This is a genomic window from Secundilactobacillus paracollinoides DSM 15502 = JCM 11969 (assembly GCF_001311135.1).
Taxonomy (GTDB): domain Bacteria; phylum Bacillota; class Bacilli; order Lactobacillales; family Lactobacillaceae; genus Secundilactobacillus; species Secundilactobacillus paracollinoides.
Map to the genome: position 1 here is coordinate 1 of NZ_BBAG01000022.1, position 14,378 is coordinate 14,378.

General features: G+C 48.4%; 10 protein-coding genes and 6 pseudogenes. 9 read left to right on the forward strand and 7 right to left on the reverse strand.

The annotated features are described in order from the left end of the window. Nucleotides 1-630: 630 nt before the first annotated feature. Nucleotides 631-1,376: pseudogene (locus JCM11969_RS08500) on the reverse strand (sulfite exporter TauE/SafE family protein). 183 nt (nucleotides 1,377-1,559) lie between these two features. Between JCM11969_RS08500 and JCM11969_RS08505 the strand changes: the two are divergent. Next, nucleotides 1,560-2,135, forward strand: coding sequence for a TetR/AcrR family transcriptional regulator (locus tag JCM11969_RS08505; RefSeq protein ID WP_054710457.1), 576 nt, complete (start codon nucleotides 1,560-1,562; stop codon nucleotides 2,133-2,135). A gap of 74 nt (nucleotides 2,136-2,209) precedes the next feature. Here the strand turns inward: JCM11969_RS08505 and JCM11969_RS08510 are convergent. From JCM11969_RS08510 to JCM11969_RS08525, 4 genes and pseudogenes are all read right to left on the reverse strand, one after another. Continuing rightward, nucleotides 2,210-2,740 (reverse strand): annotated as a pseudogene (locus JCM11969_RS08510) (baeRF6 domain-containing protein); the annotation flags it as partial. 23 nt (nucleotides 2,741-2,763) lie between these two features. Next, the gene (locus tag JCM11969_RS08515) at nucleotides 2,764-3,267 is read right to left on the reverse strand and encodes a hypothetical protein (protein WP_054710462.1); all 504 of its coding nucleotides are present in this window, start codon (nucleotides 3,265-3,267) and stop codon (nucleotides 2,764-2,766) included. A 96-nt stretch (nucleotides 3,268-3,363) separates the two neighbouring features. After that, entirely contained in the window at nucleotides 3,364-4,272 is a 909-nt protein-coding gene (locus JCM11969_RS08520; protein WP_054710463.1) for a magnesium transporter CorA family protein, read from the reverse strand. Between the two features lie 33 nt (nucleotides 4,273-4,305). After that, nucleotides 4,306-4,936: pseudogene (locus JCM11969_RS08525) on the reverse strand (TMEM175 family protein). 215 nt (nucleotides 4,937-5,151) lie between these two features. On the opposite strand from JCM11969_RS08525, the gene JCM11969_RS08530 reads away from it, so the two are divergent. From JCM11969_RS08530 to JCM11969_RS08565, 8 genes and pseudogenes are all read left to right on the forward strand, one after another. Then, nucleotides 5,152-5,502 carry a hypothetical protein gene (locus JCM11969_RS08530; RefSeq protein ID WP_054710466.1) on the forward strand — a complete coding sequence of 117 codons (351 nt, stop codon included), beginning with the start codon at nucleotides 5,152-5,154 and terminating at the stop codon, nucleotides 5,500-5,502. A gap of 352 nt (nucleotides 5,503-5,854) precedes the next feature. Further along, nucleotides 5,855-6,160, forward strand: a complete 306-nt coding sequence (locus JCM11969_RS20700; protein WP_439709735.1) for a DNA-3-methyladenine glycosylase — start codon at nucleotides 5,855-5,857, stop codon at nucleotides 6,158-6,160. A 232-nt stretch (nucleotides 6,161-6,392) separates the two neighbouring features. Further along, nucleotides 6,393-7,350, forward strand: a pseudogene (gene prmA / locus JCM11969_RS08540) (50S ribosomal protein L11 methyltransferase). Then, nucleotides 7,350-8,093 carry a 16S rRNA (uracil(1498)-N(3))-methyltransferase gene (locus tag JCM11969_RS08545; protein WP_054710468.1) on the forward strand — a complete coding sequence of 248 codons (744 nt, stop codon included), beginning with the start codon at nucleotides 7,350-7,352 and terminating at the stop codon, nucleotides 8,091-8,093. The pseudogene prmA and the gene JCM11969_RS08545 overlap by 1 nt, the downstream one beginning before the upstream one ends. A 330-nt stretch (nucleotides 8,094-8,423) precedes the next feature. Beyond that, nucleotides 8,424-8,642: a hypothetical protein gene (locus JCM11969_RS08550; protein WP_054710469.1), complete on the forward strand. Its 219-nt coding sequence runs from the start codon at nucleotides 8,424-8,426 to the stop codon at nucleotides 8,640-8,642. A 131-nt stretch (nucleotides 8,643-8,773) separates the two neighbouring features. Further along, nucleotides 8,774-11,009: pseudogene (locus JCM11969_RS08555) on the forward strand (RelA/SpoT family protein). A 30-nt stretch (nucleotides 11,010-11,039) separates the two neighbouring features. Further along, a complete protein-coding gene (gene dtd / locus JCM11969_RS08560; protein WP_054710472.1) occupies nucleotides 11,040-11,486 on the forward strand; it encodes a D-aminoacyl-tRNA deacylase in 447 nt (148 codons plus the stop codon). A gap of 318 nt (nucleotides 11,487-11,804) precedes the next feature. Continuing rightward, on the forward strand, nucleotides 11,805-12,449 hold the full coding sequence (locus JCM11969_RS08565) for an HAD-IA family hydrolase (RefSeq protein ID WP_054710475.1): 645 nt from the start codon (nucleotides 11,805-11,807) through the stop codon (nucleotides 12,447-12,449). Between the two features lie 139 nt (nucleotides 12,450-12,588). Here the strand turns inward: JCM11969_RS08565 and JCM11969_RS08570 are convergent. Together JCM11969_RS08570 and JCM11969_RS08575 are read right to left on the reverse strand one after the other, a co-directional pair. Then, nucleotides 12,589-13,424 (reverse strand): annotated as a pseudogene (locus JCM11969_RS08570) (fructosamine kinase family protein). A gap of 26 nt (nucleotides 13,425-13,450) precedes the next feature. Beyond that, complete coding sequence (locus JCM11969_RS08575) at nucleotides 13,451-14,308, reverse strand: N-acetylmuramoyl-L-alanine amidase family protein (protein WP_156319313.1); 858 nt, start codon at nucleotides 14,306-14,308, stop codon at nucleotides 13,451-13,453. Nucleotides 14,309-14,378 lie beyond the last annotated feature (70 nt).

Sequence of the window (14,378 nt, forward strand, 5' to 3'; positions counted from 1 at the left end):
AGACTTTTTTGACCAGAGTTGCTTACACAGGAGCCCTCTCGTCTTGCTGAACACGTTTCGGCAATGTGAAATACGAGCACGACGCCGATTTATCCTTGTAACATAGAATCAGGCATTTTTGCCAGAGTCCGTCACATGGTCGCCTTACTGAACACGTTTCGGCGATTTGAAATTCAAGCACGACGCGGATTCAACCATATCAACATACCTCACAAAGAAATCACACAGTTTCAGCCATATGTCCGAATTTTAAATGTTCTGAATGAAACCAATCATGCTCTAAATTAAAAACCGACTTCAGGCAGGATCCGATAGGGTTCTGGCCTGAAGCCGGCTTTATAGGTTTGATGTAACTTCAGATGAATGGCAATTTTATTTTAAGTAAATGTTTGATTTGATTTTCTTGGCAACTGTGCCGAAACGCGTTTCGGAAAACAGAAAGCTGCGTGTAAACTGACTCAGACATGAAGGCCAAGTTCGGGCCTTCTACGTTGGTTCTCTGTCCTCGAGTCGAAACGCGTTTCGGAAAACAGAAAGCTGCATGTAAGCCAACTCTGACATAAAGGCCAAGTTCAGGCCTTTATGTCAGAGTCGGCTTACACTCCGCTTCCTCCCGTTTTCCTTCACGCTCTACCAAATGGTCTTAATCCCCATCAAAATCAACAATATCCCCATCACAGGCTTAAGTTTTCCGCCCCCGTTCTTTGAATTGCCCACGAACCTTTTCATAATATAGGGCGCAATAGCTGCGCCAATTAGTGCGCCAATCATCAGGCCGATGCCTGCGTGCCAATCCACTTGACCGCCCACTGTGTGGAAAATGGCGCCGACGATCGTCATGAAAACGAGGACGTAGGAGGATGTTGCCACGGCGCTAACGGTGTCGAGTCCCAGCAACAAGAGCCCGGCTAAAATGGGCCCGCCGCCGCTCAGACCCGCAACACCGACCATCAGTCCACTTAGCACTCCAAAACTGCTTGCTTTTAAGCGACTGTGAGTCGGTAGTTCTGCGGTCTTACTCTGCTTATTGCGCATAATGTTAATGCCCAGCAGGACTAAAATAAGACCAACGACCCATTTATAGATTGATTCGGGAATGTAGGGTGATAGCAACGACCCTACGACAACGGCAGGGATGGTCGCCAGCAGCATTTGATTGCCAATCTTAAATTTAATCGCGTGTTGCCGGTAGTACCAAACGACCCTAGAATAAGGGAGGGCAAGGCGGTAACGAGCGACGTTGCGGTTGCGGCTGCGGGCGCAAGGTGAAAGACCGCCGTTAAAACACCAAGGTAAATGGCGGCACCACCGCCGCCCATTGAAATGACGAAAAAACCGACGATAAGGCCGATCAGTAATAGTGATACGATTTCCAAAAAAAGACTTCCTCTCAGTTGATGCTGATCGGACTGATCCTAAATGACACCTTGTAAGTAAAGGGGGACGCCATTTATAATAGGGTGATCAGTCGCAATTAGCGTTGATTTAAATCCGTGATGATTACAATATGTTATTATAGTTTACAATATGTAAATAGCGAGCAAAACGAGGTAATTTTTATGGTTCGACAAGTTTTAACCCAAGAACGTATCATCCAAGCAGCCATGGACTGCATCGAAGCAGGGCAGAGCCCCACATTCTCAACGCTGGCGCGGACGCTTGGTACCCGGTCACAGGCGTTGTATCCGTATTTTGCGAATCAACAGGCGCTAAGTTACGCCATTTTTAACTCGGCGGCACAGCAGCTTTCTGACCAGCTGAAGACGGAACTATTTGGCCAGAGTGGTCGGGATGGTCTGTTGGCACTGGCGGTCGCTTGCCGGCGTGAAGTGTTGGCACACATTCACCTTGCGCAGTACCTACTAGGCGTGCCGCGAGATACTGAAAATCCTGATATGCAGCAGGCAACGGATGTGTTTCACGAGCTTTTGGGACGGATGATCAGTCCGGTCTATAAAAAGCCACGGGTGCGACTACTGGCGGGTAGGTGGTTGCGTGATCTAATTGTGGGTGACGCACTCAACGTTGGTTCCGGGTGGTTTCAAAACCGGGAACTGACTTCAGATGAAAGCTTTATTTGGCTAGTTAATGCGAGCTTGGACCGTTTAGCACTCGAGGATCAGCAGGTGCAATGACCAAAAGAACGCCAGTCAAACCCAGAATTGGATTTGGCTGACGTTCTTTTTAGTGTTTCATTAAAGTGATTATCCTAGTAAGTCACCGCGCTGACAGGGGCCATTTCTGGTGCCTGATCACGCAGCACAATAATTTGGTCATTCTTTGCGAGCGCTTGTGAGATCACATTGTTGATCGCATCGTAGGCTTCACGTTCCGTTGGTTCAATGTGGTGTTGTGCGTTGATGACCAGCTGCTGAATGCGGTTTTCAATCAACGCTGTGCGGATCTGACCCATTTCGGTGAGCAGCCGGTGGGTATCTAAATCAGCAACGTCGCGCGAGGTACTATCCTTTTCATGGTCGGAAATCGTTTTAGCTGCGAGCTGACCCAGTTCCTTAGTGGACAGGTCAGTGACCGAGCGGCGAATACTAATATCTGCCAAGTTGAGGCGGTTGCCGGCGACCTGCGTAAAGAGGGTCAGGTTTTGTGGTAGACCCATGAGCACGATTGGTCGGTTATCCAGTTTCGGATTAGCAGCTAAGAAGTCAACAATGATTCGGTAGTAGCGTTCTTGGTCAATGTCTTTTTCACGACTTGTTTCGTTGTGGCCGTGATACTGACTTTGACCCGGAGTAGCCTTGTAATTTAAGCTGCCGCCGCGTTTTTCTGTCCCGAGGCAGTGGTTAAATTACCTGGTGAATCAGGCAGTTTTAGCGTCGTTAATTGTTGCTCCTCTAAGCGGTACAGGCTAAAATCAGTCTGTTCCAGTTGGAGTAAATAGTAGTCTTTGTTTGGTGTTTCTTTTAGGATCGATAAGAGGTCGGGACCGCCCGCCACACTCAGGTGTACGGTCTGCACACTGTTTCGCGGCAGGTACAGGATCTCATCGCCATCGAGGTTCGCAAAAATACTCAATCCCCGATATGGGAGGCCCTGGTCGAAGAGATGATTGATCTGGTCGACAATTTGATCACCCGGAATTTCCGGCGAGACCGCGGTCAGATTATGAATCTCCTGCAGGGCGTTCTTCAATTTCAGTTGCTCAGTTTCTTGATAATTGAGCTTATCAAGGTTCACACTCAAGGTTAGTACAGAAGCTTCAGGTCGTTTCAAAGTTGCGAGTTCTTTTAGCGTCACCATTTTTGCCATACACATGCACTCCTTTTTATGTCGTTAACTTGATTATACCCGTTAATTGTGACGAGAGTGTGAAGTTTTATCGAAAACGGTTCCATTGACGCTAAATTAAGGTTTGTGATGGAATTTAATGGTCAATAATAGCCAAACGATTGCGGCGAGTGAGAGGTCAACCACAATCAGCCAGGCATCGTTTAATCCCGCTAATGGCAGCTTAACGTTCATGCCGTAAAACCCGGTAACGATCGTTGGTACCGCCATGGTCAGCGACCAAATTGTGAGAAACCGCATCGTGTCATTCAGATTATTGTTGATGATGGAATCAAAGGTGTTAATGATCCGGTCAACCACCTGCGATTCGTTTTCAATCATGCGACGCACCTGGTCCGCTTCAATGGCAACGTCCTCAAGCTGATCACGCTCGTAACTGGAGTTGTTGACGCCAAAGTAAGTCCGCGGAATCCGGACGAAGAGGTCACTGTTTGATTCAACGGCGCTAAAGAAAAAGGTCATCGTCTGCCCCAGGTTAGACAGGTCGACCAGCATGTTATTTTTCGGATCGCGATTCAGTTGTTTATCCAGCTGGTTACGCTGTTTTGTCACCTGTTTAATGATGGGAATGTAACTATCAATGAAGGCAAAAAGAGCTTCTAAAATAAAACTGGCGGGGGTCGTGACCTCATCATCAACGGCCGCCTTGTCCAGCGCCTTATCAACGAAATCAAGGTTGCTATCATTAAACGTGAAGATTCGGCCTTTATGAATTAAAAACCCAACCGGCCGCGCGATATAGCGCATTTTTTCACCCTTTAATCGGTAGGGCACTAGCGCAATCAGGAGCTGTTGGTTGTTTTCCGGGTCGTAGACGTAATTGGCGCTTTCATCTTTATCAGTGACGTAGGTAATGACGTCGTCGGTAATCCCATAATCGTCCATGAGTGTCTGCTGTTCTGGCACGGTAAGCGCGGAAGTGGCGATCCACTCAAAGCCGGCCAGTTGTTTTGCGGGTTTGATCAAAATGAAGATCCTCCTATACGAGTTCGGTAACCGTTAGTGATGTGTTGTTGGGTGCAGCCGGTCTAGTGACCGTCCCATTCTTAAATACGCAAAAAAGTGAAACACGATCCCTAAAATTAAGAGGGCGGCGCTCAGACTGATCGACCAAAACGACGAGAGGATTGCGACGCATAAATCAGAATACTTTTGACAGGATCTAGTTTGATACTGTCATAAAACGTCTTCGGGATTTGGTGACGGTGTAATTCTGGGTGGCGATGGATGTAAAGGTACATCAGGTAAAAGGTTGCCGAAATGAAAAGGGCAACGATGTCATACATCACAAAAGCCGTTTGCAGGTCGGCCCGGTTTCCAGTAGTCAGGGTCGCGCTAGAAGGGACATGGGGTAGTCGATGAGGGTGATACTAAAGAGCATCAACAAATTCAACATATTGACGTTCCGGTCAATTCGCGTTAATAATGAAAAATAATCATGGTGAAATAACCAGAGCGTGCCCACGTAAAGGTACGAAAATAGGTAAGAAACGAACGTTGGCCCCTGGGTATCCAGCGCGGCCAATAAGTGGCCTGTTTTAAACACGGGAATATGAAATTCAAGCACTAAAATCGTAATGAGAATTGCAAAAACACCATCACTAAACGCGTTAAACCGGTCTGTTTCCATGACGTCCCCTCCTATTCAGCTTGATTTCATCTTAGTTGAAAGCAACTGATTATTCAATCATCATGTTTTAAACAAAATAGTTGACAAATGCGTTATTTTTCACTAGTATGTTATTTTTAGAACTACTTAAAACTGTTTATTATGCCATGAAGACTTTTCTTGAATATGGTATGATTAACCTTAGAAGATAGTGCTTACATTTTAATCGTTGGGAGGTGGTTACCGTGCTAAATAGAACTAAACAGTACTTAAAAAACCGTAACTATCATTATCAAAAGTCCTATATTCGACCATTGATGACGCCGGAATCTGTTTACGTGTTTAAGTTTGGTCGCGAGGCATTAAACAATCGGGTAATCATTCGATACAGTCATACGTGGACTGGTCGACAACGGATTAATGAGATTGATCTGCGCTTGCATAAGCAAAAGCATCCCCGCATTTTCCGCACAGAAACCGAATTACTAGATTACCTAGAGTCACGCTTACCACAGCGTGAAAAAAAGGAAGCCGATAAAGACGATCGGCAAACGCAACAAAACAAACAAACAGACGCATCCAAGTGAGGGTGCGTTTTTTTGTAGAGTGCGGAGCACGTTTGGGCAATATGGCAGCAGAGAGCGGTAGCCAGTACCATTCAGGAGCAGAAATGTCTGGGCCTGGCATTTTTGTCAGAGTTGGCTTAGGCAGGAGCCTCTGCCTTGCGGAGCACGTTCAGTCATAAAGATAGTAGACTGAAATATAAACCAGCCATTCACCCACACAAAAAGCAATAAACCCAACCGCTCACCAGGAGATGACCATCATCAACGCCCAACTCACAAAATTCTTCACCGATGGCACCACCCCAGAAATCGCACAACGGCTCCTGGGCTGTCGTATCCAGTATGAAACCCCAAACGGACCACTGACTGGCTCATCGTCGAGACCGAAGCTTACGTTGGCCCAAGTGACGCCGCAGCACATGCCTTTGCTGGAAGACGCACCAAGCGCAACGAAGCCTTATACGATGCGCCAGGAACAATCTACATGTTCCAATCACGACAGTATGTGTTATTGAATTTTATTACCCAACCGGTCGATGTACCGGAGGGAATTCTGATTCGCGGCGTTGAACCGGAACAGGGCATTGAAACAATGCAAGCCAATCGCGGCACTAGTGGTGCGTCGCTCACGAACGGTCCTGGGAAATTAACACAGGCGTTTGGGATGTTCATGCTTTAAATCAGACGCCCTTGAACGTGGGGGCGCTTTCGCTCGATCTCTTACCAGTACGCCATCCGAACCAGGTGGCTTCCAGTGCCCGCATTGGTGTGCCCAATAAGGGTGAGTGGACCTCGGCGCCCCTGCGCTATTTCGTAGCGATCAATCCCTACGTTTCAAAAATAACTAAAAAAACAATTGATCAGGCCCATCACGGCTGGCGAGCATGACTCGCAGAAAGGAAGTAACGACTATGGATTGGACAGAACTCTCCGTTACCACAACGAGCGAAGCAGTGGAGGCAGTTTCAAACATTCTGATGACCCACGGTGCAACTGGGTCCAGATCGACGATGTCAAGGATTTTGAAAAATTACGCGACGGGCATTGGGAACAGGAGGGCAAGATCATTGATGTTGATGAGATTCCTCACCAATTGACTGGTGCCAAGGTTAGCGCTTATTTTCCAGAGACGATTTTTGTGCCGGAAATCGTGCCAGAAATCACCCAACAGGTGCAAAGTCTGACGAAATTTGGCTTGGCAGTGGCACCGGCAACCGTTGAAACTACTGCTGTTGACGAAACCAATTGGGCAACCGCCTGGAAGAAGTATTATCATCCGGTTCAGTCACCCGTTTCTTAACCGTTGTGCCAAGTTGGGAAAAATACGAGCCGCAGTCGTCAGATGAACGCTTGATCGTTCTTGACCCTGGAATGGCGTTTGGCACTGGGACGCATCCTACCACTCGGCTCTCCTTGGAAGCTCTGGAAATGGTCATTCGCGGTGGTGAGCGCCTCATCGACGTTGGTACCGGGTCTGGTGTGTTGAGTATTGCAGCTAAGCAACTGGGCGTGGGCGACGTCCGGGCCTATGATCTTGACCAGGTCGCTGTTGACTCGGCCCAGAAAAACCTTGATCTGAATCCAGTTGACAAAGACGTCAAGGTTGCTGCAAACAATCTGTTGACGGGCATCACGGGGCAGGCTGACATTATCGTAGCAAACATTCTGGCAGAAATCATTATGCCGTTAATTCCGCAAGCGTGGGATCTGTTGCCGGTTCATGGTTACTTTGTGACGTCTGGGATCATCGCCGAAAAGGCGTCGGATGTGATCGTTGCACAGGAGCACCAAGGCTTTAAGATCGTTCAAACTTTGAAGATGGGTGATTGGTTCGGCGTTGTGGCGCAAAAACCGGGGGAAGATGACTAATGCAGCGATACTTTATTGACGGGTCATTGACGGTCGGCCACACCTTTGAATTAGACGCCACGGTCAGCAAGCACTGGCGTCAAGTTTTGCGGGCCGAACCTGGCGCCCAAGCCGAATTTGTGGATGGGCATGAGCAGCTCTTTTTAGGCGAACTGGGTGACGGCAATCAAACGACAGTCCTGAAGGCGTTGACGAGTACGGTTGAGTTACCGGTGAACGTTACGATTCTTTCTGGCCTGCCGAAGCAGGACAAGGCCGAATGGATCGTTCAAAAGGCGACTGAACTTGGCGCCCACACGATTGCGTTCTTTGGCGGTGACTGGTCGGTTGCCCGTTGGCAGGACAACAAGGTTGCCAAGAAGCTGGTGCGGCTGCAAAAAATTGCGCACGGGGCCAGCGAACAATCACATCGGACACACATTCCAGAAATTCAGTTTTATTCCACACTCGCAACTGCCATTCAGGCAATTGATTATGACCAGCTGCTGGTGGCCTATGAAGAGGCGGCTAAACAGGGTGAGCAGGCGCAGCTGACGCGGACGTTGTCGCAACTGCAGACGGGACAAACCCTCGTGGCTGTGTTTGGTCCAGAAGGCGGGATCTCACCGGCTGAAATTAAAACCCTGACCACTAATGATGGCGTGCTTGCTGGCTTGGGTCCGCGGATCCTGCGAACGGAAACGGCACCGTTGTACCTTCTGTCAGCTGCATCCACGGTTTGGGAATTGCAACGACAAGCTTAAAAAACGAATAGCACATAAGCGCTGAAGCCGGGACAGTCATGTTCGGGCTTTTTGTTTCGGCAGCGGTCAGCAAGTCATTTGGAAAAAAAGACGCCTTAACCACAACCGGTAACGTCTTTCCAGACTCTTAATTTTTATAGCGTTGAATAGCCCTACGTTATAGCGTAAAATGAGACCTAATATTGTAACGAACCGGGTCTTTTCTTCGGGAAGGTTTCTTTGAACTATCTGAATAAACCAGTTAAAATAGGACATTGAGATCCGGTTTTAACGGGTTTAAAAAGGCTCGAAACCGCGCAACAAACACTAAGATAAGAGAGTGGAAGACACATGGGACTTTTTTTAAAACGAATTGGTTGGCCGTACTGGGTAATTAGCTTGATTCTAGGGGTGATCATTCCCTATATTCTTGAGCGCATGATCTCGTTTGGCGCGATGGTCCATTTAGGCATTATTTTTGGGATTTTATATACGATCTGTGCCGGCGTTATGGGTTGGGCTGTGAAACGCGTGGTCAATCAGTTTGGTTCATTTGGATCTTACCAGTGATCTACGCAGTGGGCCTCTATTTTGTAGGACCGCTTCACGCAACTTATTTTGCGCCGGTCTATCTCTGCGTGGCCTATCTGGCTTACGGGTTAAGTGCCGCAAACTAATTGTTTTTAAGGGGAAATGCTTAAATGCCAAAAGAACAGACATGGACGGCAGAAAGTGTGATTGCTGCCGTTTCTTCATATATGAATAAGGAACACGTTGCTATCGTGGAGCGGGCCTATCGCTTCGCTGCGGTGGCGCATCGTGACCAGCAACGGCAGTCGGGCGAAGCCTACATCATGCATCCGATCCAGGTTGCCGGAATTTTAGCGGACCTGAAAATGGATCCTACCACGGTCGCATCTGGCTTTTTACACGATATCGTTGAGGATACCGGTGTCACACTGGATGACGTTCGTGAGCTCTTTGGTGACGACATTGCGATGATCGTCGACGGGGTCACGAAGCTTGGAAAAATTAAGTATAAGTCGAACAAGGAACGCTTAGCCGAAAATCACCGAAAGCTGTTATTGGCCATGTCAAAGGACATTCGGGTCATGATCGTCAAGCTTGCGGACCGGTTACACAACATGCGGACCTTGCAGCACCTGCGGCCGGATAAGCAGCGGCGCATTGCGAATGAAACGTTGGAAATTTACGCACCGTTGGCTGACCGATTAGGGATCAGTACCATTAAATGGGAACTCGAAGATATTTCGTTGCGGTATTTGAATCCACAACAGTATTACCGTATCGTGCACCTGATGAATTCTCGTCGTGATCAGCGTGAAGCTTACATTGCGGAGGCTATCGGTGATATTAAATCAGCCATTAGTGACCTGGATCTGGACACCGAAATTTATGGGCGGCCAAAGCATATCTATTCTATTTATCGTAAGATGCGCGACCAGCACAAGCAGTTTAGTCAGATCTATGACCTATTGGCGATTCGGGTAATTGTCAACACCATCAAGGACTGTTACGCAGTCTTAGGAGCCATTCATACCCAGTGGAAGCCAATGCCAGGGCGGTTTAAAGACTACATTGCCATGCCGAAAGCCAACATGTACCAGTCCCTGCATACGACCGTGATTGGGTCAGAAGGGCGGCCGCTTGAAGTCAGATCCGTACTGAAGAAATGCACCGAGTGGCTGAATATGGGGTTGCTGCGCACTGGGCATACAAAGAAGGTATGACCGATAAAGTCGAAGCGACAAATTCGGGAAATAAACTCAACTGGTTCAAAGAAATTATTGAACTGCAGGAGGAAACTGATGACGCGTCCGACTTCATGGACGGTGTTAAAGGTGAGCTCTTTGGCGATCATGTTTATGCCTTTACACCAAAGGCGATGTTCTCGAACTGCCGAAGGGTGCCGGTCCGCTGGATATGGCCTATCAGATCCATACCGATATTGGGAACCATACCACTGGCGCCACGGTTAACGGGAAGATCGTTCCCCTTGATTACGAAGTTAAAAATGGCGATATCGTCGACATTAAAACGTCTGCGAACTCTGCGGGGCCTAACCGTGACTGGTTGAAACTGGTCTCTACGCGACGGGCGCGAAACAAAATTAAACAGTTCTTCCGCCAGAAAGATCGGGAGAAAAACGTGGCTGAAGGGCAGGATATCATTGCGCGACAGTTGCGGGACATGAAATTTGATCCAAAGGAAATTATGACCAAGGAAAATCTGGCCAAGGTCGTGGGTCGGCTGCATTACCAACACGTTGACGACTTGTACGCAGCGGTCGGGTTCGGCGATCTGCAACCCGTTGGTGTGGCCAACCGGTTAACGGAAGATGTCCGCCACGAGCGCGAAGAAGCCCGGCAACGTCAAGAAGAGCGTGAACTATTGGAAGAACATCAATCGATCAATAATGAGACCCAGGAATCTGACACCCAGCGGAAACGGAAACAAAAGGCGTCTGAAGGGGTCATTATTGAGGGTGTTGATAACTTGCTGGTTCGGCTGAGCCACTGTTGCTCACCGGTGCCTGGTGATGCCATCGTGGGGTACATTACAAAGGGCCGGGGAGTTTCGGTTCACCGGAAGGATTGCCCGAATGTGGCCCACGCTGAAGCCAATGGCGAGCGGCTGATCGATGTGCATTGGGAGAATCCTAACGAATCCACGTCAATGTATAACGCTGATTTGGAAGTGCAAGGGTATAACCGGAATGGTCTGTTGAACGAAGTACTGCGGATCGTGAACAATACGACTAAGCAGTTGAACTTAGTCAACGGGAAGGTCGATCACAACAAAATGGTGACTATCTCTATTTCACTGGGTACGCGAAACGCGGCGCAGTTGCAGCGAATCATTGATAATTTGAAAAACATTCAGGATGTCTACGTGGTTAAACGGCCGTTTAGATAACCGGGTGACTATCGTAGGAGGAAAACGACAGTGCGAGTAGTATTACAACGTGTCAGCGAAGCATCGGTGGCAATCGAGAATAAGACTGTTGGCAGTATTCAACAGGGTTATTTACTGTTGGTGGGTGCCGAAGATACTGATGGCACCGAAGAAATTGACTATTTGGTGCGCAAAATTACCCGGTTGCGGGTATTTGCGGATGAAGCCGGTAAAATGAACCTGTCCATCCAGGACATCGGCGGTGCGATTTTATCCGTGTCGCAATTTACCCTCTATGCGGATACAAAAAAGGGCAACCGCCCAAGTTTCGTCAAGGCGGGAAATCCGGAGCACGCAAACAAAATTTACGAGCAGTTTAACGATAAACTACGTGAAGAAGGCCTTAAGGTTGAAACGGGTGAATTTGGCGCCGACATGCAAGTTAACCTGGTGAACGATGGGCCGGTGACGATTTTGTTTGATACGGACAATAAGTAGAGCGTGGAAGGAGGCGTTTTGAGGGCGGAGCATAAGCTAACTCTGGCAGAAATGCCCGGGTTTGGCATTTTTGTCAGAGTCCCTTACACGTTAGCCCCTCCTGGAACGCGTTTCCGCTAGATAAGGGGCAACAGACAGAACCGCACAAGAGTGTGATCCTGCCTGTAATTGGCATTTTATGTCAGAGTAAGCTTACCAAGTCTCGTCTAAAAAAAGCGTCACAACCAAAACGCATAACAGCAGCACAGAAAAACGGATAGCAGCGTAAAAGCTATTATCCGTTTTGTGCCGTTCTATCTGATTCAAAAGGAGAAACCAATGCAAAGAAAAACATTCTTCTGGGACTTTGATGGCACCTTGTTTGACACGTATCCCATCATGGTTCAGGCGTTTATGCAGGCGTTATTAAAACAGCACGTGTCCGAATATGAACTAGACGAAGTCGAGATCTACGAAGTCATGCGACAGCACGCGATGGGGACGGCACTGTCTCAATTCAGCGCTCAGTTTTCAATTGATCAGGTACAGCTAGAACGTGACTATCGCGACATTGAACCCACGATGATCGATGCAGCGCAACCGTTTGACGGGATTGTTCCGCTTCTTAAGGCGATTCATGATCAGGGTGGTCAGCATTATCTGTTGACGCATCGCGATGCAAGTTCGCTGCACTTACTTGAGCAGGCAGAAATCAAGTCATTGTTCAACGACTTTATCACTAAGGAGCAACCATTTGCCCGCAAACCTAACCCTGATTCGCTGAATTTCCTAATCGATAAACACAACGTTGATCGTGATACAGCAATCATGGTGGGTGACAGAACGTTAGATATTGATGCGGGGCATAATGCTGGCATTGCCGGTGCGTTATTTGATCCCCACCGGGTCATTAATGCGGCGGCAAGTCATCCGGAAATTGATGTGACGAATGTGCCGGCACTGGCGAAAGCGTTACTGGCATAGGTGCCAAGAAATGGCCAAAATGAACGTTTAACGAAAGAGGTCCCAGGTCAACGACTTAACAGCGTTGACCTGGGACCTCTTATGCAACTGAGTAGTAAACCCACAATGTCATTTGGCAGTAAAGGCCTGAATGGTCGGCTTAATAGAGACTCAAGATCCGATCCACGGCGCCACCATAGGTCTCACCAAAAAGGTTAAGGTGTGCCATGAGATAGTAAAGCTGATACCAGGGAAGCCGGTCATTAAAGCCGGGTTTGACTGGGTAGACCGCGTTATACCCCGCGTAGAAATCAGCATCAAAGCCACCGAAAATGGTGGTCATCGCCAAATCAAATTCACGGTCGCCATATAAAACGTCCGGGTCGATCAAAGCCGGCTTGCCATCACTGGTAAACATGTAGTTTCCAGCCCACAGATCACCGTGCAGTAAGCTGGCTTCCGTCTGATTTTGGTGGTAAAAGTCCAGAATAATAGTGCGTAAATGCGCTAATTGCGTTTGGCGCGAACGGGACCATAGGCCGTGCTCTTGTGCGCGTTTTGCCAGGACATCCAAGCGTTGATAAACGTAAAATTCACCCCAGTTGTCCTGCCACGTATTGATCTTTGGTAATTTGCCATCGACGTTGTGGGCAAACCCGAACTGGTCATTGTGAACCTGGTGCACATGTGCGACGAGTTCGCCAAGGTCGCGCTGACTGCCGCTGCCGCTTTCTAACCAAGACAAAATCAAAAAGGCGTCACCGTCAATTTGACCGTTTGCGATCACCTCGGGCACCAGTGCGGCTTTACCAAGCAAGTGGAGACCCTCAATTTCATGCCGATAAAATGCTGTCTCACGATGCGGTTGAACCAGCAGAAAATAAGACGATGTGCCTTAGTGATTCGATAAGCCTCGTTGATATCGCCGCCAGAAACAGGCGTGGCGGTATCAATTGGGGCAATCGGTAGTTGTGCTAACCATGTGTTTGAAACCATCATTGAAGCGACCTTTCTCATGTGTGTTAATTGTTGGCTTTATCTTTGAAATAAGCAGCAAGTCCTTTTGTGACATCCTTTGCGACGTGTTCTTGATACTTGGGTGACCGAATGTGTTTGAAATCATTGGCCGTGTTAATGTAGCCCATTTCAAGCAGCAGTGCTGGTCGCAGGTTATCACGAATGACTTCAAAATTACCAAATTCCACGCCGCGATTATTCAGCGGCAGTCCTGTTAAATGACTGTTGATCGTCTTAGCTAACTGAAGCGACGTCGATTTGTGGTGGTAGTAGGTGGTAAACCCGGAACCGAGATTGTCAGACGGTGCTGAGTCGAAGTGAAAACTGATGAAGGCGTCCGCGTGGTTGTCGGTGGCCAGCTCTGGTCGGGCACCAAGGAAGACGGTTTGGTCGCCCGTTCGGGTCATGATCACGTGAGCACCGCGCGCCTGCAATAGTTTGCGAACCTTTTTGGCGAGCCGCAGGGTGTACGTTTTTTCATCGTGCTTTTGATCAATGGACAGGGCACCAGAATCACTGCCGCCGTGTCCCGGATCCAAAACGATGGTTGCTTCAGACAGACTCGTCGCACTTTTAACCTTGGTATTTTGATTGATCAGCCAGCTTGCGACCCAGCCAAAATGGTGGTCGTTGTAGCGGATGCGATACCAGTTGTCCTTTTTCTTAACAACGTAGACGGCGGACCCCTTCTCTAACGTGCCGTTGGACTGGTAACTAATCCCAGGCCCCCTGCGAACGTTGATGTTGCTCATGGGTACGGTCAGCCGGTTTTTCCAAATAGTGGCAAAAATTGTCCCGCCGGCGATAATCATAATGGCAATGGTGACCGCCATTGGCAGCCAATGTTTTTTAAGATAGTTCACAACCTCATCCTCGATTTCTCTCAGTCTTGCAGTCAGTTGGGCAACTACCTGGCTGACTGAATTGTCTTCC